Origin of the sequence: Methanosarcina sediminis, from assembly GCF_052056915.1 — an archaeon.
GTDB lineage: Archaea > Halobacteriota > Methanosarcinia > Methanosarcinales > Methanosarcinaceae > MTP4.
Genome location: NZ_CP195119.1, coordinates 2,013,851 through 2,040,811, shown reverse-complemented (window position 1 = coordinate 2,040,811; position 26,961 = coordinate 2,013,851). Strand labels below are relative to the sequence as shown.

At 47.1% G+C, this 26,961-nt stretch carries 21 protein-coding genes, 1 tRNA gene and 1 pseudogene; 5 read left to right on the top strand and 18 right to left on the bottom strand.

The genetic code is table 11. The features are described from left to right. Nucleotides 1–171: 171 nt before the first annotated feature. Together ACSAZK_RS08690 and ACSAZK_RS08685 are read left to right on the top strand one after the other, a co-directional pair. Nucleotides 172–918, top strand: a complete 747-nt coding sequence (locus ACSAZK_RS08690; RefSeq protein WP_048177286.1) for a proteasome assembly chaperone family protein — start codon at nt 172–174, stop codon at nt 916–918. Nucleotides 919–922: 4 nt separating this feature from the next. Next, on the top strand, nt 923–1,312 hold the full coding sequence (locus ACSAZK_RS08685; RefSeq protein ID WP_440956941.1) for a DUF473 domain-containing protein: 390 nt from the start codon (nt 923–925) through the stop codon (nt 1,310–1,312). A gap of 384 nt (nt 1,313–1,696) precedes the next feature. On the opposite strand, the gene thsA is transcribed toward ACSAZK_RS08685, so the two are convergent. Continuing rightward, nucleotides 1,697–3,310, bottom strand: a complete 1,614-nt coding sequence (gene thsA / locus ACSAZK_RS08680) for a thermosome subunit alpha (protein WP_440956940.1) — start codon at nt 3,308–3,310, stop codon at nt 1,697–1,699. A gap of 260 nt (nt 3,311–3,570) precedes the next feature. Between thsA and ACSAZK_RS08675 the strand changes: the two genes are divergently transcribed. Further along, nucleotides 3,571–3,801: a hypothetical protein gene (locus tag ACSAZK_RS08675; RefSeq protein WP_440956939.1), complete on the top strand. Its 231-nt coding sequence runs from the start codon at nt 3,571–3,573 to the stop codon at nt 3,799–3,801. Nucleotides 3,802–3,947: 146 nt separating this feature from the next. Here the strand turns inward: ACSAZK_RS08675 and ACSAZK_RS08670 are convergent, their stop codons facing one another. The 14 genes and pseudogenes from ACSAZK_RS08670 to ACSAZK_RS08605 form a co-directional block, all read right to left on the bottom strand. Continuing rightward, nucleotides 3,948–6,995, bottom strand: a complete 3,048-nt coding sequence (locus tag ACSAZK_RS08670; protein WP_440956938.1) for an FAD-binding and (Fe-S)-binding domain-containing protein — start codon at nt 6,993–6,995, stop codon at nt 3,948–3,950. A 356-nt stretch (nt 6,996–7,351) separates the two neighbouring features. Further along, complete coding sequence (locus ACSAZK_RS08665; protein ID WP_440956937.1) at nt 7,352–7,969, bottom strand: 4Fe-4S binding protein; 618 nt, start codon at nt 7,967–7,969, stop codon at nt 7,352–7,354. A 5-nt stretch (nt 7,970–7,974) separates the two neighbouring features. Next, complete coding sequence (locus ACSAZK_RS08660) at nt 7,975–8,334, bottom strand: MarR family transcriptional regulator (RefSeq protein ID WP_440956936.1); 360 nt, start codon at nt 8,332–8,334, stop codon at nt 7,975–7,977. A gap of 288 nt (nt 8,335–8,622) precedes the next feature. Then, complete coding sequence (locus tag ACSAZK_RS08655; RefSeq protein WP_440956978.1) at nt 8,623–8,796, bottom strand: 4Fe-4S binding protein; 174 nt, start codon at nt 8,794–8,796, stop codon at nt 8,623–8,625. 12 nt (nt 8,797–8,808) lie between these two features. After that, complete coding sequence (locus ACSAZK_RS08650) at nt 8,809–9,168, bottom strand: helix-turn-helix domain-containing protein (protein ID WP_440956935.1); 360 nt, start codon at nt 9,166–9,168, stop codon at nt 8,809–8,811. Nucleotides 9,169–9,545: 377 nt separating this feature from the next. Further along, on the bottom strand, nt 9,546–12,995 hold the full coding sequence (locus ACSAZK_RS08645; RefSeq protein ID WP_440956934.1) for a BACON domain-containing protein: 3,450 nt from the start codon (nt 12,993–12,995) through the stop codon (nt 9,546–9,548). A 1,187-nt stretch (nt 12,996–14,182) separates the two neighbouring features. Then, nucleotides 14,183–15,406 (bottom strand): SufB/SufD family protein, encoded by a 1,224-nt coding sequence (locus ACSAZK_RS08640; RefSeq protein ID WP_440956933.1) that lies wholly within the window; start codon nt 15,404–15,406, stop codon nt 14,183–14,185. Beyond that, complete coding sequence (locus tag ACSAZK_RS08635; RefSeq protein WP_440956932.1) at nt 15,388–16,131, bottom strand: ABC transporter ATP-binding protein; 744 nt, start codon at nt 16,129–16,131, stop codon at nt 15,388–15,390. The genes ACSAZK_RS08640 and ACSAZK_RS08635 overlap by 19 nt, the downstream gene beginning before the upstream one ends. A gap of 570 nt (nt 16,132–16,701) precedes the next feature. Continuing rightward, a complete protein-coding gene (locus ACSAZK_RS08630) occupies nt 16,702–17,364 on the bottom strand; it encodes an MBL fold metallo-hydrolase (RefSeq protein WP_440956931.1) in 663 nt (220 codons plus the stop codon). Nucleotides 17,365–17,395: 31 nt separating this feature from the next. Continuing rightward, a complete protein-coding gene (locus ACSAZK_RS08625) occupies nt 17,396–18,370 on the bottom strand; it encodes a DUF128 domain-containing protein (protein WP_440956930.1) in 975 nt (324 codons plus the stop codon). A 357-nt stretch (nt 18,371–18,727) separates the two neighbouring features. Continuing rightward, complete coding sequence (locus tag ACSAZK_RS08620; protein ID WP_440956929.1) at nt 18,728–18,862, bottom strand: hypothetical protein; 135 nt, start codon at nt 18,860–18,862, stop codon at nt 18,728–18,730. A 201-nt stretch (nt 18,863–19,063) separates the two neighbouring features. Beyond that, a pseudogene (locus ACSAZK_RS08615) lies at nt 19,064–19,246 on the bottom strand (DUF5817 domain-containing protein); the annotation flags it as partial. An 18-nt stretch (nt 19,247–19,264) separates the two neighbouring features. Next, nucleotides 19,265–19,939 carry an undecaprenyl diphosphate synthase family protein gene (locus ACSAZK_RS08610; RefSeq protein WP_440956928.1) on the bottom strand — a complete coding sequence of 225 codons (675 nt, stop codon included), beginning with the start codon at nt 19,937–19,939 and terminating at the stop codon, nt 19,265–19,267. Between the two features lie 75 nt (nt 19,940–20,014). After that, nucleotides 20,015–21,199 (bottom strand): redox-regulated ATPase YchF, encoded by a 1,185-nt coding sequence (locus ACSAZK_RS08605; protein ID WP_440956927.1) that lies wholly within the window; start codon nt 21,197–21,199, stop codon nt 20,015–20,017. 180 nt (nt 21,200–21,379) lie between these two features. Here ACSAZK_RS08605 and ACSAZK_RS08600 point away from each other — a divergent pair. Continuing rightward, nucleotides 21,380–21,451, top strand: a tRNA-Arg gene (locus ACSAZK_RS08600). Nucleotides 21,452–22,037: 586 nt separating this feature from the next. Then, nucleotides 22,038–22,448 carry a cell surface lipoprotein gene (locus tag ACSAZK_RS08595; RefSeq protein ID WP_440956926.1) on the top strand — a complete coding sequence of 137 codons (411 nt, stop codon included), beginning with the start codon at nt 22,038–22,040 and terminating at the stop codon, nt 22,446–22,448. 40 nt (nt 22,449–22,488) lie between these two features. On the opposite strand, the gene ACSAZK_RS08590 is transcribed toward ACSAZK_RS08595, so the two are convergent. The 3 genes from ACSAZK_RS08590 to ACSAZK_RS08580 all read right to left on the bottom strand — a co-directional run bounded on the left by ACSAZK_RS08590 (nt 22,489) and on the right by ACSAZK_RS08580 (nt 26,704). Then, the gene (locus tag ACSAZK_RS08590; protein WP_440956925.1) at nt 22,489–23,277 is read right to left on the bottom strand and encodes a helix-turn-helix transcriptional regulator; all 789 of its coding nucleotides are present in this window, start codon (nt 23,275–23,277) and stop codon (nt 22,489–22,491) included. A gap of 523 nt (nt 23,278–23,800) precedes the next feature. Then, nucleotides 23,801–24,586 (bottom strand): helix-turn-helix transcriptional regulator, encoded by a 786-nt coding sequence (locus ACSAZK_RS08585; RefSeq protein ID WP_440956924.1) that lies wholly within the window; start codon nt 24,584–24,586, stop codon nt 23,801–23,803. 186 nt (nt 24,587–24,772) lie between these two features. Then, on the bottom strand, nt 24,773–26,704 hold the full coding sequence (locus ACSAZK_RS08580; RefSeq protein ID WP_440956923.1) for a hydantoinase/oxoprolinase N-terminal domain-containing protein: 1,932 nt from the start codon (nt 26,702–26,704) through the stop codon (nt 24,773–24,775). Nucleotides 26,705–26,961 lie beyond the last annotated feature (257 nt).

Here is a 26,961-nt window from a genome sequence, read left to right as displayed (position 1 = left end):
CTCTTTAAATACTATGGAGGGTTTTTGGTTTTTAGGGGGCCCGGAAACTACCCTTAATTTTTAATTTTGTGGTAGGTTTGGGATTCCCCGGGTTCGGACCTCTGAGAACCTGTTTAAGTATGATTAGGTAAGATATAGTTGTAGGGGTTATATTTTCAGTGAGGTGGTACTTTGTCAGATACGGATTATGATAACAATGATGTGAAGATTATTACGAAACCTGTGCAGTCAAAAAACCCTGTTTTGATTGAAGGTTTCCCCGGAATCGGGCTTGTTGGGAACATTGCAAGTCAGCACCTGATCGAAGAGATGGATATGGAGTATATCGGTTCTATCGAGTCCAGGTATTTCCCTTCCATTGCCGTACTCTACGAGGGGCTTATCAACATGCCTGTCCGGATCTATGAAAGTGTGGAGCACAACCTGATTATCGTGATTTCGGATATCCCTATCAGCCATTCGGTTTCCTACGATGTAAGCAATGCCCTGGTTGACTGGGCAGAGTCCATCAATGTAAAGGAAATTGCCTCTATTGCTGGAATTGCTATCATGGACGGGGGACACAAGGTCTTCGGGGCAGCCACTACCCAGGAGATGCTGGACAAGATCAAGGACGAAGTGGAGGTCTTCCAGATGGGAACCATTTCAGGTATTTCTGGCAGTGTGATGGCCGAATGCCTGCTCAGGGGAATCCCGGCGCTGAGCCTGCTCGGAGCTACCCGGACCCAGAACCCAGATCCCAGGGCTGCTTCTGCTGTTGTTGAGGTTTTAAACAAACTCTACGGGCTGTCGATCGATACCGAACGGCTCATAAAGCAAGCCGAGCGCATAGAAGTTGAGTTACAAAAACTTGCTGAAGATGTCCAGACCTCCGAACAGAAAGGAGAAGTCAAAAAGGAATTCCCAATGTACGGGTGATTCTATGGAGTACATTGCGCTAACCGGAATTGCCGATTCAGTGATCGAAGCCCTTAAAAAACATTCACTCCGGACTCTTGAAATTCGGAACCCACAGAATTTTTTTGGTGTACTTGGGCTTAATGCAGGGGATCAGGTTCTCTTAACATCCACCCGCCGTGACGATTTAACGGACGGGACCACCGGGCTCATTGCCAGGGTCGTGCAAAGGCAGATCTCCACACATTCCATTATCAGTGCAAATGATTTGTATATCGAGGAATGTGAAACCATGGCTGCTCGCGTTCAGCTTGAATGCAGGTGCATGGCAAGGGTACGCAGCGTCATCTCAAATGAGCTTGGCAAACCGATAATAGTGGACGCCAGGGAAATTCCCTGCTACGAAGCCAGGTAAAAAGTTTTCAGGCTGGTGAAACAGCTTCTTCAAAATTTTTTCCCTTTTTTGCTAAACGGATTTCTCTTTTGACCAGGTTGACTCATGATCCGAATAACTTTTTTTAGAGAAGAGCTTTGTCAGAAGAGTTTTGAATAACTTATTTTCTACTGGAACGGTCTTTTCCATAGACGTAGTGAAACGGATAACCTACGACATCTGTTTGAATAACTTATTTTCTACTGGAACGGTCTGTTCCGAGGGTTTTTGATAAACGTATTTATTCTAAGACATGTGAAAAATATCGGGCTAAATGAGTCCGGGGTAAAAAAAGAAGTGGGTTGCGGAATCTGAAATTTTCCGGCAACCGTATATTTCAATTTTCTTCAATAGTTTTTAGCAGGTTTATAATTCCATGTCCGGCATTTCTCCGCCGGGACCTGCTTTCATGCCTGCGGAAGCAATCACATCGTCGATCCTGAGGATCATGATTGCTGCCTCAGTGGCGGCGTTGATTGCCTGGGTCTTGATCCTGAGGGGCTCGATGACATTGTTTTCGTACATGTCTTCGATCTTCCCGGTGTAGACGTTGAGGCCTGCTTTCTTGTTGCCCTTTTCGTGCTGGGAGCGCATTTCCACGAGCATGTCGATGGGGTCCAGCCCTGCGTTTTCTGCGAGGGTCTGGGGGATGACTTCCAGGGACTCTGCAAACTTCGTAACTGCAAGCTGTTCCCTGCCTTTCAGGGTTGCCGCATATTCCTTGAGCCTGAGAGCAAGTTCGATCTCAGGGGAGCCGCCGCCCACAACGACCATCTGGTCTTCGAGGGCTACACCCACGACTCTGAGAGCGTCTTCGAGAGCTCTTGAGATGCCGTCTACCACGTGCTCGGTTCCGCCGCGGAGGAGGATAGAGGTGGTCTTGCTGTCCTTGCAGCCTGTGACAAAGGTCATTCTGGAGCCAGTGACATCCTTTTCTTCCACAAGGCCCGCATACCCGAGGTCGGACTCCTCAATCTCGTCGATGCTGGTGATTACCTTTGCTCCGGTTGCACGGGCGAGTTTGTCCATGTCGCTCTTCTTAACCCTGCGCATGCCGAAAATGCCTGCCTTTGTCAGGTAGTACTGGGCAAGGTCATCCATTCCCTTCTGGCAGAAGACAACGTTGGCACCGGTTGCGATTACTTTGTCTACAATTTCCCTGAGCATTGCTTCTTCCTGGTCAAGGAAACACTGCATCTGGTCAGGGGTTGTGATCTTGATTTCTGCCTTGGTTTCGGTCTTCTTGAGTTCAACAGGTACGCTTAAGAGGAGGATCTTTGCGTCTTCTATGACTTCGGGCATGGCGGCGTGGACGCGTTCCTTGTCAACGAGAACCCCTTCAACGATCTCAGAGTCCTTGATGCTTCCTCCAGGCCTCTTTTCGGTCTTGATGTCTTCGATGTCGACCGTGATCTTCCCTTCTCTTTCTTCAACGATGGACCTGACTGCCTGTACCGTAAGTGCGGAGAGGTGTTCCTTGTAAGATTCTGCCCCTTTCCCGGTGATTGCGGTTGCGGCCAGCTTCTCCAGGGTTTCGGTGTCTTCCGGGGAGACGCTGATTGTGATAGTCTCCAGAATATTTGTAGCCTGGTTTGCTGCGAGCCTGTATCCGCTTGCGATCAGGGTGGGGTGGACACCGCTTTCCAGCAGTTCTTCTGCCTTTTCCAGGAGTTCTCCTGCAAGAACGGCTGCGGTGGTGGTCCCGTCTCCTACCTCTGCGTCCTGGGTCTTGGAAACTTCCACGATCATTTTTGCGCCGGGGTGTTCGATGTCCATTTCCTTGAGGATGGTTGCCCCGTCATTCGTGATCACTACATCGCCCATGGAGTCCACGAGCATCTTGTCCATACCCTTCGGCCCAAGAGTGGTCCTGACTGCCTCAGCTACGGCCTTTGCGGCCATGATGTTGTTGTGCTGTGCGTCGGAACCGTGGGTCCTCTGGCTTCCTTCTCTTAAAATAAAGATTGGTTGTGCTGCCAAACTTCAATCTCCTGTATAATGATTTTGAATTTATATGATTTTTTATTAGTTGATTAGTTGAACTCTTAAGTACGCGATTTTCAGTGCGTAATTTTCCTATTCTTAATGCAAGCACTTCTATATAACATTTCCTCTGAGCCGGAAATAAATCTCTTTTAAAAAAAGGGCTTCTGCTCCTTTTAATCTTTTAATCTTCCTGAATTTTGCTTTCACTCGCAGGGACTTTTCAGGGCGCAAAATTCAGAAGGATTCTCATTAAAATGAGCATAAAAACAATGTTTGCCAGAAGTACGGAACTTTCTCTTTACCCCAGGACCTTTAGCAGCATGAAAAACAAGGTCGGGCATATAGCTGTTGAACTGAGTGAGAACACAGGGGCCGGTTTCCATGTCCCTGGTTCTGTCCGAACCGTCGGTTTTGCCATCTCATGGAGTGCCCTGTTAAAAGAAGATACAGAAAGTTTGCTCATCTGTTCAATCTCTACTCCATAATTATTTTGAAGTTTCTTGCTTCGTATTTAAACCACAATAAATTAAACCACAAAAAGTTGGGCTCGGAGGAAATTCCTAAAATTTCTTCCGTTTTTCTCTGCACCTATTTTTTCTCTTCACTTATTTTTTTTCTCTGCGTCTCTGTTTCAATGTTTCTTGATGTACTCGATCATCCGCGGGGTCAGCAGCGGGATAATCTGGGGCAGCATATTCGGCATCAGGTTTTCCATGGCTTTTGGCATGAGGTCGGGGAGCTGCTCTTTCATGTAGTCTGGCATAGGGACCCGCCTCTCCACGGCTTTGAGCATGTCTGGCATGACTTTGGGCATGACCGAGGGCATGAGCCTGGGCATCATAACCGGCATCATGGGCTTCATCAGGGCGTCCATGCCTGGTACGTATTTGGCCATTTTCATCATGGACTGCAGGGGTGCAGGCATGGCTGCCATCATCTCTGGCAGGAGCTCTGCCATAAGGTCGGCCATGTTTTCGGGCTGCATGAGGTCGATCATTTTCTCAAAGGGCACCCATGACTGCAGGGCGTAGTTTGTCGTGTCCGGGATGTCATAGCCGAGGCTTCTGGCCACAAGGGCGCCGAGGTCCTGGGACTCTATTTTCATGTTGTTTTTCTCGGATGCGACACGGAACTGGACCGTACAGCAGGGACACAGAGCCGCAATGATGTCTGCTTTCACATCTACAGCTTCCTGAATTCTCATACCTCCAAGTTTATATGCAACCGGAGGCTCGGCAATCAGGCTGACCACCGAACCGCAGCAGTGAGCCTGTTCCCTGTTATGTTCAAGTTCCCTGAACTGGATGCCCGGGATGGCCTTCAACAGCTCTCTCGGAGGTTCGTAGACTTTGCCTCCGGCTCTTCCCAGGTGGCAGGAGTCATGCCAGGCAACCACTTTATTGAGCGGTTTTTTGAATTTGGGCTTTAGCACGTCCAGGTGCTCCATCAGGACTTCGGAATAGTGCTTTGTCTCAAGCCCGTATTCGATCCCGAGCTTCTCCGCCCACTGGGGGTAGACGGTGTGCCACATGAGCCAGCAGGCAGGGCAGGAAGTTATCACGGTTTTTACGCCTCGCTTTTTCATGTTGTAGACGTTCATCCGCATGATCTTTTCAAAGACATCCCACTTCCCGGCAACGAGCATGGGTATCCCACAGCACGCTTCCCTGTCAAAAAGCCCCGTGAATTCAACACCTGCATCGTTGAGCATACGCACAGCCCCTACAGCCACGTCTTTTTCCACAAAAGAGGCAGTGCAGCCTGCAAAGTAGGCGTATTCAGCTTCGTCTTTCATCTTTGCCCGGATATCGTCCGGGATCCATTTGTCCCTGTCCTTGCGGTAGTTTGCCCAGATGTTCCGTTCTTTCAGGAGGCTTGCAGCCATGATCTCGAAGGGCGGGAAAGTCATTTTCTTTTCTTCATCGACCAGTTTCCCGCGCATGGTCATCCAGGCGTGTTCGATTGGCATGTCAAGCTCGCAGCGGGCATCGCACATCTGGCAGGTGGTGCAGGCAAGGAAGGTGTTTGTCTGCCGCTGGTCAAGTTTTTCCCGGCCTGCAAGGTATTCCTTGATAAAGAACCATTTTCCCCGCGGGGACTGGGACTCCCAGCCCCGGCCGTAGTACTGGTCGCATTCACTCACACAGTAGCCGCACTGGGAACAGGAGTAGGCAAGTTCCGCAACCTCTGCAGGGATTTCCTTTTCGTCTTTGAAGGTGGTTTTCCCTATCCCGGACATGTTTCCTGCCATTCGGCCCAGGGGCTCGAATGCGGAACCCATGGAAACGGCAGTGTTCAGGAGCCCTTTTCCTTCCAGGGTCTCGGGGTTCATGATCCCGCTGGGGTCAAACTCTTTTCTCAGGGCTTCGATTTCGGCAAGCTTGTCCCCGAAGACGTCCTTTTTCTTTGAGGCAAAAAAGAGCCCCGAGGAATAAACCCTGCCCCCGTTTTCTTCCGCGATCTTCAGGATGCTCAGGGAAAGGGCAAAAGCCGTGTTAAAGAGGACCGAGCGTTCCGAATGGGGTATAAAGCAGAGGAGCACCACATTTCCGTCCCCTATAACCATACCTTCGGTAAGCACCTGGAGTTTGATTCTCTTTTTGATTTCTTCAAAGACCCTGTCCATCTTATCGAGCGGCACCAGAATCTCTGCCGGGATGAATGAAGGGCCAAGCCTCTTCACCTTCATGGACTTGAACCACTCTTCGGTCTCGTGCTTTGAGATTTCTTCCGGAAGGGCCGTGCCTCCCGCATTTTCGATTGCTTCTGTGAGGCCTGAGACATCCCTTGATGCAGGGTACATGAAAGTGCAGACGTAAGCCTTTGGGAGCACGGGCCTATCTTTGTCCACGACTTCCCCGTAATGGAGTTTTCTGGGCGCTTTGTTCTTCATGTCTGCCCATTCCGGGTTCAGGAAGGAAATTGACCAGAGCGGAACTTTCTTCTCCCTTATGGTCTCGAGAGCTTCCCTGAGGGCTGCAGCGTTCGGGAAACTGGCTGAAACTGCGTTTCTTTCTTCCTGTCTCTGGACTTTCAGGGTGACTTCCGTGATTATGCCTGTCGTCCCCATGGTTCCTATGAGTTTGCTTAGTTCGGGGCCTGAAAATTCCTTCATTTTTCCGTTCGGGAGGACTATCCGGACGTTTTCCATGCTCTCGTGCCCCCAGCCAAACTCGTAACTGCCGTAGCCTGCCCCGCTCTGCATGAGCCAGCCCCCGACGGTTGAAGAAGGAGCACTTGAGGGTATGGCTCTGAGGGAAAGCCCTTTTTCGTTTAGCTTTCTCTCAAGTTTTTCCCAGATGATCCCGCTTTGCACAACGGCTGTCTCTGTTTCCGGGTCAATGCTAAGAACCCCGTTTAACAGGGTCACATCAGCAACGACCCCTCCTTTTGTCGGGATGACTCCTCCGTATCCCGAAGACGCTCCTGCTCTCGGGACTACCGGAATTTTGTACCGGTTTGCAAATTCCAGGAGTTTGACAGCATCTTCTTCACTCCTGACTTTTACGACCGCAGCAGGATCGGTATTTCCTATCACTTTCTTTACAAGAGGTGGCAGGGCTCCTATATCGTGGTTGTAGTAGTGGCGTTCGCGTTTGTCAAGATTGACGTACTCTCCGAATATTTCCGAGAGTTCCGTTTTCTGGTCGGCTGAAAGTTCCGGGACACGATCTGTCATGTTCTTTTCCCCATGGACTTGTTTCAGGATTTCTGCAAACATTAACACTGTGAATTAGCTTTCAAATTCTTTTCCGGCTGGTGTAATAATTCATCTCTGACTGGCATAAAGGCATATCCAGTTGGCAAAAAGTCAGACCTGATTAATAAGTCAGATCTGATCAATATGGTGTTTCCGGGTTCCCCATATTCTATATTGTGTTAATTGATTATAAATATTTACAGAAAATTATATTTTTATCCCGGTTTTGAAATTGGAAAAACTAAAAATTGAATTAAAAAAAGAAAAGTTGAATTAAAAAAAGAAAAATTGAATTTGAATGACTAAAAATTGGAATCGGTCTAAAATAAAAATGCTCAGAAATGCAGAGCGTCTTTTGGACAGGCTTCCACGCAGCGTCCGCACTTGATACAGTCGGACATTGCTTCGCTGTTGCAGACGTCGAGCTGCATCGGGCAGACTTTTTCACATTTTTTGCAGCTGATGCAGTTTTCCTGTTTGACCTGCAACTGGTATTTCTTGCCTCCGAGCAGGTTCTGGGCTGTGCCCATCGGACAGAAAGTACACCAGGCCCGCGGGCTCAGGAAGGTGCCAAAGATGACTGCAATCACTGTGGTTACAATGCACATGGTCACGAGGATCATGCCTATTTTTTCAAACATATTCAGGGTCCCTATGACGCTCATGACCCTGTAGCCCATGAAGCCCATGAGCAGGAAAAAGACCGGAATCCTCAGCCAGAAACTTCTGAATACGGCAGGAATCTTTTCTTTTTTAGAGATTTTTGAAATCCAGAAATCGACAAGACTGCCTCTGGGGCATAGGTTTCCGCAGAACCAGCGGCCTCTAAAGGGACTTATAAGGAAGATGGCGGCAAAGACTAACAGCATGAAATATCCGAGTGCAGGGTACCAGAGTCCTCCTATGGACACGATGAGGACAAGAATCCCCAGATAAGGTGTTATTTTAAGCACATTTATCAACCTCTGTTTTCCCATTGTTCCAGTTCTTGCCCTAGCCTTTCGGCCCAGGTCTGGACAACGTTCATGATTATGTTTTTTATTTTAGTTCTGGAGTGAATTTTGTAGATGAATACATAGCCTCCGCCGTCCAGGTTCTGCTGAGATCTCTGAAGAATCTCTTTTTCGTACAGCTTTTTCACGGAACGCTGGACAGTGGAGATGTCAAGCTCAAGGGCTTTTGAAAGAGTGTCAGTGTCAAACCAGTGTTCGGTATCGTTTAAGAAATGCTTCAATACCTTCAGGTCAGCCCTGGTAAGGCTCAGGGCGCATTTGATTACGTCTTCTACCTTGAATTCTTTACAGGCAAAGTCTATCATTGCACGACCTCTCAAATGTTGCAGTACTGTATTATATCTGCAGCCTTATATAAACGCTGAGAAGTACGGAATTATGCCGTCAAAAAACAGAAGTTCTGTACTTTTTTTTGTTCAGGTGTGCACTCCTGAGATGGAAATATTTCAGGCCGTGGGAGCCCTAATATCAAAAACAGGCGAATTATAAGTTGTCCCTTCTCATGAGACCCATGAGCATCAGGAAGATGGGTACCCACAGCCAGAAACTCCTACACCTCTGGGATTTTTCTTTTCGTTGAATACCTTTCTGACTCAGAAGTCCTCAAGGCTTCCCCTGAGGCAAAGGTTTCCGCAAAACCAGCGGCCTCTGAAGGGGCTTATCAGGAAGATGGCGGCAAAGACGATTAACATGAAATCCCCGAGGACAGGGTACCAGAGCCCCCCTATGGACACTATCAGGACCAGGATTCCCAGGCATGGGGTCATTTTTAGCAAGTCTCAACCCCCGCTTTCCCATTCTTCCAGTTCCTGCCCGAGCCTCTCGGCCCAGGTCCGGACAACGTCCATAATGATATTTTTGATTTTTGTCCTGGAGTGGACTCTGTAGATGAAGACGTAGCCTCCACCGTCCAGGTTTTGCTGGGACCTTTGCAGGATTTCTTTTTCGTGCAGTTTTTTCACCGAACGCTGGACCGTGGAGATGTCGAGTTTCAGGGCCTTTGAAAGGGTATCGGTGTCAAACCAGTGTTCGGTCTCGTTTAAGAAATGCTTCAATACCTTCAGGTCGGCCCTGGTAAGGTTCAGGGCGCATTTGATCACGTCTTCTACCTTGAATTCCTTACATGCAAAATCTATCATAAGTACCTCAGCAGGATCATATGTACTAAGCAGGATCTCATGTACCTCAATCGGATATTTCTGAGTATTATCCCAGGAGTAGTTGACCGCGTTGCCTCAAAACTATTGCAGTACTGTTGTATATTAACTGCGATATTTATATGCTGGCGGGTAAGGAATTCTTACCCTGTAATGCAGGAATGAAATTTTACAGGGGTTTACATGGGTCTATCAGCCGAGATCCTACTAGAAGAGGTCCTACCTGAAGATATTGTTTTTCAAAAAAAGACAACAAAAAAATATTGCAGAATAATGGTTATAAAGAACGCAGGTCTGTATCCTCTTTAAAAAGAAAGCTAGGAAAGGAGTCAATAAAAAAGAAAAGGCAGAAATGCTTCTTATTTAAGCATCCGCCTTCTCAAACAAACGGCTGAAACAGCCAGTCCTGATGCTGCAAGTACTGACCCGAATCCGGGGGAACTTTCGTTTTGCTCTTCCGCGGAAGTATTCTTTGCTGCCTCTGCTCCGGGAGCACTCTCTTCCACAATTTCCAGTTCTTCCGAACCTTCTCCCACTTCCCCGGGCAGGGGTTCGATTTCAATCTTTTCATCCTGCTTTTCAGGCCTGGGGATAATGGTGGCACTGCCTGTGCCGGACCCTCCGCCGCTCTTTGAGGTTTCAACCTTATCTTCAATTTTAGATCCTGCTATCCCATAGATGCTTAAGTGTTCTACCTCTACCCACACGCACCCGGGTTCATCACCGTTTATCGGAGTCCTGCCGAAATCAAGCACCCAGTCCGGATTATCTTTCAGGAGCTTTGTCCAGTTCCCGCTCGTTTCATTATACCAGTAAACGAACAGCTTGTTTTCATCAAGGTCTCCCGCTCCTATAACTCCGTCTCCATTCAGGTCAAGGTCATTCATGTCATAGTAGAGAGATATACGTACATTCCGGACCTGGGACTCGTTAGAACCATCAATTCCTCCGGTGACATTTACCTCAACAATTCTTTCAAGGGCGATTTCCCCGTATGCCTGGCCCGAACCGTTTAATTCGTCAAGGTCGGTTTTATTTGTTATCGCAGTCACTGTGAAAGTCACATCACTTGCATTAACATCTGAAACAAATTTTACAAAGGTGTCAGTTTCATTGACAGCGTCAATTAGCACCGGCACGCCCTCTATGACATCGGGTGTTTCGTTCTGAACTGTATTATTTTTGACGTATACCGTCCTTGAAATCATGTATGAATTGCCTGCCACATCGTATGCGGTTAATTCAAGGGTGTTTTCCTGGTCAGGAGCATATTCCACGCGTTCTCTAAAGCTGTCATCCGTGAGGCTGAGGTCATACTTGCTCACTACAAAGCCTGCACCGTCCTTCACGACCAGGGTGGCTGATTCGAAGTCCGCTTCTACCACTGTTCCGTTTACGATATTGTCTACAAAGCTGACTTCCTGGCCTTCTGCCGGGGAGTTTATTGTCACCGTGGGGAAGTCGGTCACCGTCAGATTCACCGGTACAACTACGGGGCTATCATCAGGATCGTTGTTTGAGATGACGATCTCTGCAGAGTAGTTCCCGATTTCAAGGTCGGTGGTATTTGCAGCCACGTCCACTGTCAGGGAACTTCCCGGGGCAACCGTAGCACTAAATGGCGATTCGCTGAGCCAGGGTGCACTATCATTGTAGATAACCCATAAAACCGTGTTATGGATAATTATCGGGTAATCTCCTGTCCATGGATGTCCGTCACCAGGCCATGAGTTGATCCCGACCACCGGGCCCTTTGTGGCAATAAATTCCTCTCCGTCGTCCCATTCAGCTACCAGTTCGGCTCCCGTGGTAAGTACAACACTATCCCGGTATACGTCAGACACGGAATTCACATCAGCCATTATGGAGTGAGATGCATTATACAGGCCAAGAGAAGCAGTTGAATAGTGATTGCCATTAACCCCGTCCTGTACAAATGGGCTGTATCCTTCTGATATTATCCGTCCCTGGAGGCCAAAGTCAGGTCCATACCAGGAACCTACCTGGATAATCACGTTTCCGCCGCAATCAACATAATCTGCCAGTACATCACCGAGTGCTACTTTGTCGTAATAATAGGTATTACTCCATACTATTGCAACATCATACTGCTGGAGTTCGGCAAGAGTTGGAGTTCCGGAGGCAGCATCGAAGAAGTTCACCGTTCCGATGTCAGGGAAACTCGTCAGGATGGATGTAAGCGAATCAGCACTGTAATCTGCCCCAACTAGTAGTACATCTATCGGCTCGCCGGAGATCCTGACATCTTCTAGTTCTATGGTCCGGGTTTCATGTCCTGATATGTCTGCTGCAAAAGCCGACGCTGTGGTAATCCCTTCATCGTTTTGACCGGTGCTGGCAGGAATCTGTATCGTTAAGTCCTGAACCATAGCCTCGTTTTCGCTGTCCATTATTCTGAAGTATAATGCCCCTTCGCCAGTGTTTTCTATTCTCAGGGTTTGTGTGCCAATCATAGACTGCTGCAGTTCGAAATAGAAAGATTCAGGATTTACTGAAATATCCGGTACTCCTTCAACAGTCAGCTCCACCGGTACAACTACCGGATCCTCACTATCATTATTTGAAATAACAATCTCTGCAGAGTAGTCTCCGGCATGAAGGTCGGAGGTATTCACAGTCACATTCACCGCTATAGAACTGCCAGAGGCGACTGTCCCGCTTACGGGCGATTCGCTGAGCCAGCTTTCATCGCTTGTAGTCTCGTTGCTGCGGTCAGTTATTTCGAAGCTTAATTCAGCACCGCCAGCGTTTTCTATTGTCAGGGTCTGATTGCCGTTCGTATTCTGCTTCAATTCGAAATAGAAAGATCCCGGATCTACTGAAATGTGCGGTGCTGCTTCAACAGTCAGTTCCACCGGTACAACTACCCTATCCTCATCAGTATCATTATTCGAGATAATAATCTCTGCAGAGTAGTCTCCGGCAGCAAGGTCGGAGGTATTTACAGTCACGTTCACTGCTATAGAGCTACCCGGGGCAACAGTCCCGCTTAAGGGTGATTCGCTGAGCCAGCCTTCTTCCGGGTAGAATTCTACTGTTAGGTCGTCATGCAGATACGGAGTGTTGAAAGCAACTCCCAGACCGTCAGTTCCGTCAGCATTTTCAATTCCGACAGTTGATCCGTCAGTATCAAAGCCATTTGAGAAATTGTCATATTGATACACAATGCTGCCATCAGGGTACATGATAACTTCTGCATCGACTCTTCCGTCGATATTACCCCATTCTCCATAGTTCACAAACTGTATCACCAGTTTGTCTCCAAACGATTCGTAGTAAACATAGGAGTCTGAACGGCAATACAGATCGTCCCAGCACCAGGCTATCAGATTGTTGTAACCATCCGGGGCAGGGATCGGCTGGTTGCTAAAGCTTATGCCGTTATTTTCGAACTCAATAACACCGTTTGATGCGATGTAGAACTGTGCGTAAGTATTCTCGTAGAACGGGAAGTTGAAGCCTATCGGGAACGGTCCCACCTGGTTATCATCGGTCAGTCCCGTTACCGGTGTTCCGGTGCCGGATATGTCGATATAATCAAATATCGGCCCTCCCGGTTCATCACTGTCAATCCATTGGTATCCGAACGTATCTGAACCGCCACAGTTTGCTATTACGGGCCGCCCTTCTCTTGTATCCGCCGCACTTTTTGCAAACTCTGTAAAGTAATTGGCAGGATATTCATTGCTACTTAGCCGGGCCAGAGCTACGCTTTCGCTGTCTGTTATTTCAAAGCTTAATTCAGCATTTCCAGTGTTTTCTATTGTCAGGGTCCGAGTATCATTCATATACTGCTTCAATTCGAAATTGAAAGATCCAGGATCTACTGAAATGTCCGGTACTGTTTGTTCAACAGTTAGCTCCACCAGTACAACTGCCGGTTCCTCACTATCATTATTCGGGATAACAACCTCTGCACCGTTGTCTCCAGCCGAAACTGTCCATGAAAAAAGTGAAATCGCTAAAATTAATATGATACTTATTTTTAATATGTCCAGTCCCATCTTTTGTTTATTTCTCGATTTCTTATGCATCTGATCACAACCCCTCATTCATATTGCACAAATGTCCATATTTATTCAAAGTCACATTATTTTTATTATTCTGTGGGTTTTATTGAAACTGCTTGGGGCTAAAGAGTTAACACTGCAATACTAAAATTTGCTGGCCCCATAAACTATTAATAAATATCCTGTAAAATAGACGAGGACGCTTTTAGATATAAATCTTTCTTGTTTTTTCAGAAAAGATGATGTAATACATTTCCCTACTTTATAAAAATCCAAAACTCTGATCGTTTTTCTATTTTCTCTGTTGAATACGGCTCTTGAACATGAAATTTTTATTTAACCATGGAAATCTCAAAAATATAATAAGCATTCTATCTTACGTAAATGCACAATTTTCCCAAATTTCCATATTTATATATTTATATTCAAAATGGGTTTCCCTGTGTATTTCTTCACAAGATCTTTATTATAAAATGTGAGGTGGGACGGGAGTTCGAAGCTTAACCGATAACCGATAACCAATAAAAATAAATCAAATCTATTTGAATATGCAAAATTTTACTTTGAGGGGTGTAAGTCTTCTATGGAAAACTTCGGATTCTATCCTGTCCAGTTGCTGTCTTTTTTGTGATATTTCGGGTCTTATTCACAGTGATTTTTCCACTTTTGTCTAAATAACTGCCCGCGATCTGTCCGGCATAGATAAGTTTTTATATCCCCTCTCCAATCTGCAAATTGCGGTTAAATGAGCGGTGCATTCTCTCAGGTTTCTCCTCCACAAGGAAACCTTACTTTAGAGTCACATCTTCGTCTCATTTTAATCCACAATACTCCACAAAACTCCACAAAAGAAAGTCCGGCAGGTTTATCCTTTTTCCTGTCGGCTTCCACACTTTTTTCAAAAAAATGTAAGTAAAAGTTAGTAAGTCTGTTTTCTCAAATAAGGTCGATAGGTACCGGGAGTTTTACATCCCGAGAGCCGTCTGGGTAATCGTATCTTCTATTTCACCTCTAAGTTCCTCAGGGATGCCTTTTATACCTACGTCCAGGAAACCGCGAACGATCATGCCCACGGCCTCGTCTTCGGTAAGCCCCCGGGACATAAGGTATTCCACCTGGTCCTGGGCGATCTTTCCTACAGCTGCTTCGTGGGTCAGTTCTATATCATCCACGTTTGCTTCCAGGATGGGGATTGCCCTCTGGCTTCCTTTATTGCTCAGGACTAGCCCCCGGCATTCCAGGTGCCCTTTTGCGCCGACGGCGTTGCCTATCATTTCCCCTCTTGCAATCACTTTCCCGCCTGTGGTGATTGTCCTCGAGATTAGTTCGGCCCTTGTGCCCGGGGCATTGAAGACTGCCCTGCTCCCCAGGTCAAGTTCCGAGCCCGGGTGGGCGATTGCGATGGTGTTAAGCCTCGTTACGGCTCCTTTCCCTTCAAGCCTGACCGTTGGGAAAGACTGGATCGAACGCACCGGTTTAAGGCAGATATAGTTGCTGACAAAGGTTCCTCCTTCTTCCACGTGGACAACAGTCCTGGGGCGGACCCCTATGTTCTCGGCCCAGTTATGGATCATGGTGAAGTTCAGGGTGGCACCTTTTTTTACGTACATTTCGGAAATTCCCAGGTGCAGCCCTTCCTCAACTCCCTTCTGCGTCGTGCAGCCGGTGATAATGTCGAGCTGGGCTTCTTCTTCCACGACCACTATGTTGTGCACGGTCTGGGAGACTTTTTTGCTCCCCAGCAGGAGACAGGTCTGGATCGGAAATACGGTTTTTTTGCCTGCAGGCGCACGGATGAAGTACCCGTCCGCGTCTTCCAGGTAGCTCTTTGCCGTGTATTTGTCCGCGTCCACGGCCACGAGGTTCCAGGCGTAGTCCTTGAGCCATTCGTGCTTCTGCAGAGCTGTCTGGGTGGACATGAGTTCGATGTTCTTATCTTTCAGGGAGGTATGGGAGATTGCATTGTCTTTCATTAGCAGGGTGCCTGCACGGCCTTCCTCGCTCGGGAGCACTCCTACCTGAAGAAGGGTCCTCTGGCTTTCCTCATCCAGTTCCTTCATGTTTTCGATGGGCTTGGAAATCTTTGAAGCCTCCTCGAATTTCTCAAGCTCGAAATCTTCCCCGAAAGCCGCTTTTTTCCCAATTGCACTTTCGGCTTTCTTCTTCAGGTTTATCTCATCAGCTTGCATTTGACACACTCCTCATACCCTTTTTTCTTGATCTCTTCTAGCATTTCCAGGGGGTTGCCCGAACACATGATCGTCCCGTTGCAGAGGATGTAGCCCCTGTCTGCCTGCACGTAGTCCAGGATCTGGCCGGTGTGGGTGATAATCAGGGCGGATTTTCCTTTCTTGCAGCGTTCTCCGGGACATTCGATCCCCTGGTTCAGCAGTTCCCTGATCTTCGTTCCTACATGTCCTATGCTCACAAGGTCAACTCCGGACTCGGGCTCGTCCAGGAGGTAGAGGCTCGGGTTCTGGGCTGCAAGCTGCAGGAGCTCGGAACGCTTTATTTCTCCCCCCGAAAAGCCGACGTTCACGTCTCTGTCCATGAAGCGCTGCATGTCAAGGTTTTCGGCAAGGGTTTCCGGGTTTTTTTCTCCTTTCGCTACCGTATACACAAGGTCCCGGAGCTTTATCCCCGACATGTTGGGTGGGCGCTGCGTCATGATCCCGAGTCCCTTCCGGGCCCTTTCGTCTACTGGAAGGTGGGTTATGTCTTCCCCATTGAACAGGATCCTGCCCTCCATGACTTTGTATTCGCTAAAGCCCATGATAGTCCGCATCAGGGCGGATTTTCCTGCCCCGTTAGGCCCGAAGAGAACATTAGTATATCCCTTCCCCACTTCAAGGTTGACGTCATGGAGAAGTGTTTTTCCGTTGACCTCTACTCTCAGGTTTTCTATTTTAAGCATCGGCAATTCTCCCTCATTTTCATCCGGTACGGTTCCCAATTTCTTCCGCATTCCAGAATAATAATTTTTCAAAACACGTCATTCAAAACGCATCATTAAACCACACAATCGCGTGTCATTCAAAGCGCATCATTCAATGGAAATTTAACTCTGCAGGCAAGGTCATAAGAAATCCCAACATAAAAATTACTTTGTCCGACTCTCCTATCTCCCCGCAAGAATCCTGTATCACTTTAAGAGGGCATCGTATTTCTATTATACGTTTTCTGCATCTCCTGTTTTCCCCTGTATCCCCTCTGCAAAATCAAGGGATTGATTTGTTGAGAAAAATGTATTAGATACTCAAAAGTAAGAGGTAAAGAAGGTTTGTAAAATTTAGAACAGGGAATTATTGAGGAGCAGGGGAATTATTGAGGAGCAGGGGAATTATTGAGGAGCAGGGGAATTACTAAGGAGCAGGGGAATTACTAAGGAGCAGGGGAATTACTAAGGATATGATGTATAAAATTTGGAGCAGGGGAAGTACTGAAGGAACAGGGGGATTTCGGGTGTCCGGGATCGAAGAACTATTCACTCCAATTCAAGGCGCAGTCCGGCTCCGATTTCCACATATTCTGCCTGGAACAGCTTTTTTATTTCTTCTTTATGGGTTGTGCAGTGCCCGGCTGCAACAAGTTCCAGCCCTTCAAGCCTTTCGAACTCCTTGCTGTCGTGCAGGCCTCCGATGATCCCTTTTACCTTTCCGAAGCTAAGGGCGGAGTCCATGATAGCTGAAAGGCCGGGGTGGGCACAACCTGTCAGCACATAAAGCTCCTTGCCGGAATCGAGGATAAGGGACTGTTCTTTGATTTTATCCCCCAGTTCTCCGGTACTCCTGACTCCGGGAATTATCTCCTGGCTTTCACTAATCTCTATAAGGCTTGCCCTTTTTGCTATTTCAGCCTTGATGTTTTTTGAAAAGGATGTGGGGGCATAGACCGTAAGCCCGGGACTTGCCCGGAGGACTTCGGGCACCCCGCCTATGTGGTCCCAGTGCTGATGGGACAGGACAAGTTTCCGGATGCTTGTGGGGTCGATTTCCAGTTTTTTAAGGTTTTCAAGAAGGAGCCCGCCGTCCCAGCCGGTGTCAAAAAGGAGCGTTTCTTCTTCTGTTTCAAGAAGGGCTGCAAAACCCCAGCTTCCGGTGAATCCGGTTTTTGCTTCGTTGTCGTATACTATGGTCAGCCTGAGCATCTCTCTCCCCTTCTTCTATCTTTCTTTTACCTCAGAGTTCGGACATGCTGCTGTATTCCAGCACTGTTGAGATGGGGTCGGTGACGATTTCTATCCCGGTTTCTTCCAGGGCACAGATCCCGTTGATCCCGCCTACCACCGCAATTCCAAACTTTCCTATCTCGACGGGAGCCCCGTATAGAAACTCATCGACGTCTCCCGGAGGAAGGCAGCCTTTTAACCCGGCTTTTTCTGCCTTTTCAATGATTTCCTTTACACTGTCATATGCTGAAGAATTGACCTGGCGCATGTTGGCAAGGATTTTCCCTTTCCCGTGTTCAAGCACTTCGAGTACCGAGGTCGGTTTCCTTGTCATAAAGACCTTTATCGGGTCGATGGATGTCCCGCTGTAGGATATAAGATCCAGAAAGCGGTCCGGTGCGTTGTTTTCGATCTGCATGACTCCTCCGTAAGCAGGTTCCACAGGTATTCCCGCTTTTAGCATGAGCCCGTCGAAGGTGACGCTGCAGACAGTAGCAATCCCTATTTTCCCGGGAGGAAGGGTGATTCCCGTATCCGTCTCCTCTTCAAAGATCTTGACCCTAGAGCTTATCGTGTACCCGGAATTGGACGTGTAAGAAAGCACGTCAATGACGGTTTCGAAATCGTCCTTGTCAAAATACGAAACGTTTACTACCACATCCCCTTTGTGAGTCTCGGGGTTGTAAGTGGTCCTGAACGCCATCTCCTCGATTCGGGATATCACAAAACCGAAACGGTCCCCTATAAGGGCGTCGTGCATCTCGCTTTCCCCGAGTTCCGTAAGCGTTCGCCCGGCATACCCGTGCTTGCGTGTAAAACCCCTCTCATCCAGGATCCTAAGGTGGTAGCGGACTGCCCGCTCCCCTATGTCATAGCCCCTGTTGTTCAGTTCGTCGGCTATGGCCCGGGCACCTATGGGCTTGTCACTTTCGTGAATTACCCTCATTATCTCTATGAGTTTTCGCTCTATTTGCGGATCCATCATGTTAAACACCGTTGTACCCTGTATGTAAAATCATGATCTTCGCGGGTTTCCGCGAGAAAAACTGTGAAATATATGGAAATGTTCTTGAAAAGGCAAATGCAAATATGTTGTTGATTTTGATTCAACGCTGGTCTTAAATATTCAATTATAGTAAATCTTTTAGTACTTAAATAAGTTTGTCTCCTGTGCCGCCGGAGACAGATTTTTTCCTAACCGGTGCGAAACAATTTTACTGGTTTGTAAGGGTTTTTTTCAGGAGTTACCCTTTCCTGCGGAAATGAACACCTGGCTAATTTTTACATTTCTCTGAGGGATGAGAACTTGCATAATTTTTACATTTCTCTGAGGGATGAGAACTTACACAATTTTTATCTCCCCTCTGGCAGGGGAATAAACTTCTCCTGTTTCCTGAAGCTTTTTGAGGGTTTCTTCGAATTTTTCCGGGGCCAGGCCTTTTTCAAGGACATTTTCCCGGAGTTTTCCTATTTCCATCTCCCCTCCGGCTGTTTCAAGGGTTTCGAGAATTACTTTTCGAGGATCTTTTTTTCCGGTCAGGGGGTTTGAAGGCCTTCCGGAAGGTTTCCCGGAGGATTTTCTTTTGGTTCCCGTCCCGAAATCCGAATTTCCACTTTCCTGAGAAAGGTCCCCTGTAAATAGTTTTTCTCCTTCCCTCGAGATTTCTGCCTGCAGGCGGGTCCTGGCAGCAACGGCTTTTTCAAGCTCGTCGGAAGAATAAAAGACCCGGAGCTTCCTGGCCCGCAGGCGGGCTCCGCAGTGTTGGCAGCTTACTGTTTTTTTCCCGGTCTCAATGATCTGGGCATGTTCCCTGCACCTGGGACAGACTACAACAGAGTACTGAAGTTCTTCCGGACTTATGCCGAATTCCAGGCTTTCTCACCTCCCATACCTTCTCTGCCGCTTCTGGTAATCCCTTATAACCCTCTGAAGGTCTATTTTTCGGACCTTCTTCCAGTTGACGTCCGTGAAATATAGTTCCGAGTACACGGACTGCCAGACCAGGAAATCCGAGAGTTTCTGGCCTCCCGAACGGATCATTATGTCAGGTTCTTGTTTGACAAGCAGGCGGGATTCCAGGTGTTTTTCATCAATTTCTTCGGGCCTGACGCTGCCCTGTTTCACGTCCTTCAGGACTTCCAGTACCGCTCTGGTTATTTCTTCTCTCCCTCCTAAGCCGAGAGAGACGTATACAAAGAAGTTTTTTCCTTCACGCCGGGTTGTGACTTCTCCTTCCTGCCCGTATATTTCATATCCTGTTCCCTGTGGGAGCGTCGAAAAGCTTTCTTCCAGCCTGGATGCGATTCCGGATATTAACTCCGTTTTTAATGCCAGGTCATCCTTGAGGATGTCCACGTAGATGCTCACAAGGTCTACCTTGAATCTCCTGAATTCGAGGAGGGCCAGCTGGAGTTTCTCCATACTTTTCAAGTCCAGAAGGTCGGTTTCCTTAAGAATTACTGCTACATGTTTCGGGGCCTTTGAGGGGTATTTGGATATCTGCCAGATCAGGTACCTCTCGTATATAGGATAGCCGAATGAAAGCAGGTTCATCTGGAAAAGCTCCTCCCTTGGATAATGCAAGAAGTTTCAGGGCTCTGTTTAAGTTTCAGTTTTTATTCCGGGCTTTTACTTTGCGGTGGATACGATCTTGATTACATCCCCGTTTTTAAGCTCGTGCTTTTCCCCTAACCTGAGTCTGGTCCTCGCGTCTACGGCGTAGAGGAAACGGTCTCCTATGTCGGTGTGGATCTGGTAGGCAAGGTCGTGGCAGGTCGAACCTTTTTTCATAAGGTAGGCATCGGGAAGCATGTTATCGTTCTTGTCGGTCCATTTCCCTTCGTCTTCTACGGGATAGACCACTATCAGGTCAAGCAGCTCGAAAACTGCCCTGTTGATGCATTCCTGAACCCCGCTTCCGCCCAGGTGCTCAAGCACTTTTTTGATAGCTTCAAGCCCTTTTTTCTGAGCTGTCGTCAGCTCCTGGGCAACTATCTCGAAGCTTCCGTTTCCGGGGGTGTATTTGATTGCCCCGCTTTTGGTGGCGGATTTAAGGGCAAGTTCCGCGGCAGCACTCGTGGGCACGACAATCCTGTCGAGTTCTTCGAGCTTATCCAGGTTATCCCTTGGAGCTACGTCTGCCTTATTTGCGGCAATTAGCAGAGGTTTGCTTATTTCCCGCATGGTATCACAGAGCCTTACCATGTCCTCTTCGCTCCATTTCACGTGATCCACCCGGGCAAGCCCTGTTTCAATAAGCGCGGCATTCACATGTGACTCATTGATCCCGGCTCCTGCCAGTTGCTCGGCGAGCACGAGTTCTATCTTGAGCCCTTCGGCCTGGATCTTTCTGGAAAGCTTGAACCAGCTCCGTTCCAGAATTCCGTAGAGCCACATGGTGATCTCCCGGTTCAGGAACGTAACGTCTTCGAGGGGGTCGTGCTCTCCGATTTCCACTGGGTTGCCTTCGGAGTCCGTTCCTCCCGAGGCATCGACAACGTGGATGATCGCCTGGGCTTGCCTGAGTTCGTCCAGGAAGGTATTTCCGAGCCCTCTCCCTTTGCAGGCGTCAGGCACAAGCCCTGCCACGTCAATAATGTCAATCGGGACGAGCCTGACCCCATCCACGCATTTCCCGCAGGTTTTTTCCTTCTCCCCGCAGGGGCATTCTGCCCGGACGTAGGTGATGCCGTGGTTTGCATTGATGGTTGTGAATGGATAATTTGCAATTTCAACATCTGCAAGGGTAGCCGCTTTGAAAAAAGTGGATTTCCCGGCATTGGGTTTTCCTGCAAGTCCTATAGTCATCGACATAAATTATAAAAACGAGCTAGTTGCATTTAATCTTTATTGGTAGAGATGTCAGGGAAACAGGTTTTTCCCGATAACCACTCTGAAATCTCTGGAAAGGTCAGGAGTCCATTCCCGGCGTTCCGGCGATAAACTTTATATCGTTGAATGTTCTTATGGAGGAGTGCTCGCTGTATACTATGCGTCCCGATAGGGTAGCGGATATCCTTGAGGCCTGCGGAGCCTTAGACCTGAGTTCAAGTCTCAGTCGGGACGTTAACTTCTTTTTTGTTTTTGATCTTGTTTGATTTTTCTGATTTTTGGTATCCTCTTCAAATTAGATGGTAGCAATGTAAATTACATCAATTTGAGATGTGTCAATAAATTTTGAATATTTGAAAAACACATCCATGCAACCCATTATATCTGTTTACATTGTGATTAATATACCGATGTATTTGTTTATCTGGAAAAGTTACCCTTCAATTTGAAGAGGATACGCTTTTTGCTTGATTTTCCTGCTTTTTGCTTGATTTTTCTGATTTTTGATTTTTTATTCCGCAACCAGGGATTCTCTTTTCTTTTTGTTCAAGTGGATTTTGTGTTAAAGTTTCCAGTTACAAATCGGTGGTAATCTGGCCCTTTCAACCGTCATACCTCATGTTCCGGATCGAAAAAAAGGATACTTGAATATAAGGAGTGAGGACATATAGAATCCATAAAAACTTGAATCTATACGAATCAATAAATTCAGGGAATACAAAATCTTTCAAAAACAAGCGTAGCAAAAGCTCTCAAATACAAGCATAGAAAAAGCTTTCAAAAATAAGTATAAAAAGTCCATGGAATTCAGGGGATACTTATGAATACAAAAATTTTGGTTTTGTTTTTGGTGCTTGCGTCTCTCTTTATCTCCGGCTGTGCGGAGGAGGATGCAGGGCCGGTTGAGACTGATGAAGCCGAGGTGTCGGAATCCGATGTTGAGGGGCAGGATGAAAGCTTGCCTGTCGGACCTACCGAAGATCATATTGTCCGTCTTGAGTATTATGAGGTCATGAAACCTTCGGAACTGGATATCTCGAGGGGAGATTCCGTGTCCTGGTGGAGTTACAAGAAGCAGGGCACTTATGTGCTGGTCAGTGAAGATGACCTGTTCTCGAATACGGAACTTAAGTACAGCGTTCCTTTCAGTTATACTTTTGATGAAGCCGGAATTTACAGCTTTACCGTGGAAGATGTCCCGGCTATGAACATGACAGTCACGGTGAACTGAACCTCTTTTTAGAGGTTCTTTATTTTTGTCGGCGCCTGATTCAAACCCTGGTTATAGGCCTTGCCACGTTCTTGTAGTGGTCGAAAAGGTCTCTGCCCCATTTTAGTGCGCTGTCGTCAAAACTCACCAGGTTGTGGTTATAGTAGATGCCGCTGTTGCAAAAGAGGGAGATTGCCATGAACTTTTCAGTAACGATGCTTGAGGCAATTTTCATGTTATTGTTGTTGCAGACGTAGAGTTTTGTATATTTCAGGTTCAGAAAGTGTTCAAGTTCCCGCCTGTAGTCGTTAAGCATCCTGTCATAGACGTATTCCGTAAACACTAGGGAAATTTCCGTCCCCTTGGCGGCAAGTTCTATGCAAAGAGACGGGTAGATTGGCAGGAAAAATGAGGAAGAGATCATCACTTTCCCTGATTCTGCCAGGTGGTCCACAACTTCTTTCGGGTATTCGAAAACGTGGTTTCGATCGGGGTTTACCTCCATGTAGTCCCCGAGCTTTCCGATTTCGTCCAGGAACTCCGGTGGGATGGAGTTCATGTCCTGGTTTACCCAGTACTCATGGTTTTTATCAAAAACATTGAACGTTTCGAGGATGGTTTTCATTTTGGGGACAAGGATTTCTCCTATACTGGACAGTTTGTAGAGCCTGTTATTTTCAACTATAAGGTCATGCTTCATCAGAATTTTTATCTGGGTCATTATCGGACTCGAGCGGACATTGAGCGTGCTCTTTATTTCTTCAATGTTCTTGGGCCCGTCAAGTAGCAATAGAAGGAGGCTTTTTCTTTTTTCCGAAAGAAAGAGTACGTCCAGTAATGATGACTCCATTAAGATTCCCTCTCTCTTATAAATCACCTTATTTATATTTAAGGCCGTCTATATATCTGTGCTTGCGAGTTCTGCAGTCCCTGCCTGCCATTTCCGGTATTTTTGCTTCCGGTGGGATAGAAGCTTTGGGTTTCTCTCTCGACTTCTGCTTCCTGTGGGACGGAGGGCTTTGGGATCCTCTCGTGACTTCTGCTTCCTGTGGGACAGAAACTTTGGGGTCCTCTCTCGACTTCTGCTGAGGTAGAAGCTTCAGAGGGGGGTTTGGGACTGAAGACATGCTTGAAGTTTTAATTTACGTCAATACTTACTACTATAAATTATATAATTATTTTTCATTACTTTTTTATTTACGTTTTCTGGAAAGGCCATTTTATGTAACGTTTCTGATATTTTTTCCGAATGCTGGCAGTAGAGTATCAATCGAGAAGGTACTATTTGATTTTAATGCCATTATGGGGGTTAATATGATCTTTTCTGGATCTATGTTCGGTCTTTTTATTTAGTAAGTCAATTGAGTCCTACGTTATATCTTGTTAACCTGCTTGGACAGGGTCTTGAAATAGTCATACAATTCCTGGCCCCAGCGCAGGGCTCTGGGCTTACCGCTCATTACGAACTGCTGGTCGAATTTCCCGTTTTTATCAAAGAGCCCGAGTAGCATGATTTTATCGGTAATTGTTATTTCGGTTGGTTTTGTCCCTTCCCTGGAAACGTATAGGCTCACATTTTCCATTTCCATAACTTCTTTTATCATGTCGTAATGTTCGCTTGAGAGGTGGTCCCAGACCGACTGAGTAAAGTTAAGGGAAAGTTCGACTTCTTTTCTTCCGAGTTCCACGTACAGGGGCAGGTAAGATGGGTTGAAATAAGATGCAAAGGTTGCCACACGCTTTGAGTTTCCCATATTGTCAATGATTTCCTGGGCTGGCTCGTAAATATGGTTCAGGTCCGGCTCTATCAGGACGCAGCCCTCTAGTTCGGAGATCCTTTCCAGGAGGTTACGGGGAATTGCGTTCAGGTCATGTCCTGTCCAGTATGCGCTGTTCTGTTCCACAACATCAAGGGCGCTGATCAGCGGCTTGACTTTCTTGACAATGAACTCCCCCAGCAAGGTAAGGCTGTACATCTTATCTTCCTGGACAATCAGGTCACTATCTATCAGTTTCTTGATCTGGGGGAGGATTGACGTGGCTGTGACATCCAGTTCGTTCTTGATGTCGTCAATATTTTTTGACCCGTTTTCCAGTAACAAGAGGAGGTTTTTTCTTTTATCGGAGCGGAAAACCAAATCAACAAGTGAAGATTCCATATCTCCTTACTTCCTGTGCTGTAATTTCTAATATCTACATCCGATTTTTCGGCTTTTTGGTGATACCAGACCGGCCTTTTTGCGCAGCAGGCCGATTCTTCGCCTTCCTTTCAAATTCCAGTGTTTTCCCTGAGCCTGTCAGGTGAATTTTTCGAGTATGGTGTTCCGTTCTTCATAATCTGCAGCTTACATATCTTCCGAATACCCCGGCGCACAGATCCCTACAAAGGTCATTTTTGTCTCCATAGGTGTGTGTTTCCATTCAGGAGGAGTGAGATACTCTATGCTGGTATCTATCTTTATTGAACCTTCTGGAAGTCCGAAACTTTTCATCGAATTCTGGATCAGTCCCTCTCCCGTTTTCTGGGCATATTCTACCGCTGCCCGATAGTGGTCGAATTTTTTCCTTCCTGCAGGGGAAAATACCAGGAAATTCTGGTCCGGGTTTTCCATGGCTTCGGGCCTGATCATTATTTCCACTCGCTTGATTCCCTTCCCGACAAGAGCCCCCACTGCGTTGCCTACCTGGGCATGTTCGGGGACTATGATATCCGCATCAATAAGCTTCTTAAGTTCCCCATAATAGGTTTTCACGGGGCCTCCGAGCAAGACTACGGGAATGCTCACCTTGTACTGGGCCGGAATTTCTCCTTCAAGTATCTTTCTTATCCCGTCCCTTCCTCTTCCTTCCATGATAAAGGACATCAGGCTGTAAGCCATGTTCCTGGCGATCTCCTGCTTTATTTTCTTGCAGAAACTATGGGGGTCCATATGTGTAAAGCGGGCGAGTTTCTTTGCTCCTATCTGGGCGGCTTCTACGTCCCATCCCGTGTAGTCTCCGAGGACGTGGAGGGCATCGGTAGGAGTAAAGCCTATGGCCTGGATCACTCTCTGGTTTATTAGGGAATCAAGGACGCAGGGGGAAGGGAACCTTTTCATCTTGTTCAGGATCTCATTAATTGAGAGGGGTTCGTCTCCCATAACTTCAAGTAACTTTTCCTCACTTTCCGTGGGGTCGATGGGTATCTGTCCGGTCCGTACAAAAAACTTTGTGGGCTGGATGTGTTCATTGAGCATGGTCCTCAGGGGAACCGGGTTCTTTTCCAGTTTCTCCCTGAAATTCGGGTAATGTTCCGCAGCCACGCAGAGGGGGATTACTCTCTTTGGCCCTATCCTCGTATATTTCATGAACCATACGTGGCTGTCTCCTCCGCTCGCGGAGGTTTCCATCTTTATGGCCTTCACTCTGGTCTGCCAGTCTCCTACGACTGCTCCTTTTTCACAGAGTTCAGGGAGCCCATTCTTTATAATAGATACATCGGTACTGGTCCCACCCACATCTATCACGGCGCAGGTGTCCAGTCCGGAGAGATGGGATGCCCCGATTATGCTTGCGGCGGGGCCTGAAAATATGGTCTCTATCGGGCGCTGTTTCGCTCCTTTGATGTCTATGACCGAGCCGTCGCATTTCAGCATGAGCACTTTTGCGTCAAGTTTCCTTCCCTTTACTTCGGCAATTATGGAATGGATGAACTGGTAGGTGATAGGTATCAACTGGGCGTTCAGTACTGCGGTTGCTGCCCTTTCGTAAGCTCCCAGTTCCTGGGAGAGCTCATGTCCGCAGACCACGGGATGTCCTGTTAGTTTAAGGATTACTTCTTTTATCTTGAGTTCATGGTCCGGGTTGCGGGTGCTGAAATAGGAAGAAACGGCAAATGCGGACACTTTCTTTTTCAGGCTCAGGGCAAAGTGCTCCACTTCGTTGATGTCAAGGGGGTGAAGTTCTTCTCCGTTGCTATTATGCCCTCCTCTCACGGCGATGCAGTGTTCGGCGGGAAGCTCTTTCGGGATAGTGTAATCTCCCACAAGGATCAGGCCAACAGGGTACCCTGCTTTTTCCAGGATTATATTGGTTGAAAGGGTTGTGGAGACAGATACAAGTTTGACTTTCTTCAGGTATTCCGGATCCAACTTATCGATAGCATTTCGAATCCCTATCATCAGGTCCGGATAGGTGGTAAGCGCTTTGCCGGAATCAAGGATCTTACTGTCGGAGTCCCTTAAGATCACTGCATCGGTGTAGGTTCCACCTGCGTCAATACCCAGACTATATTGCATGTTAAAACAGCCTCATTTTTACATTTCTTTCTCAGGCGATCTAAGTTCTTTTTTAGACGGATTCATGGAATTCTTATTCAAATGATATATATTTATCTTTTTATTTTAACTTCGTTTTTCCTTCTTGTTTTAATTTTTTTATTTTTCCTTCTTGTTTTATTTTAACTTCGTTTTTCCTTCTTGTTTTAATTTTTTATTTGCCTTCTCATTTTAACTTCTTATTTTTCCTTCTTATTTAGCTTCTTATTTACATCTTA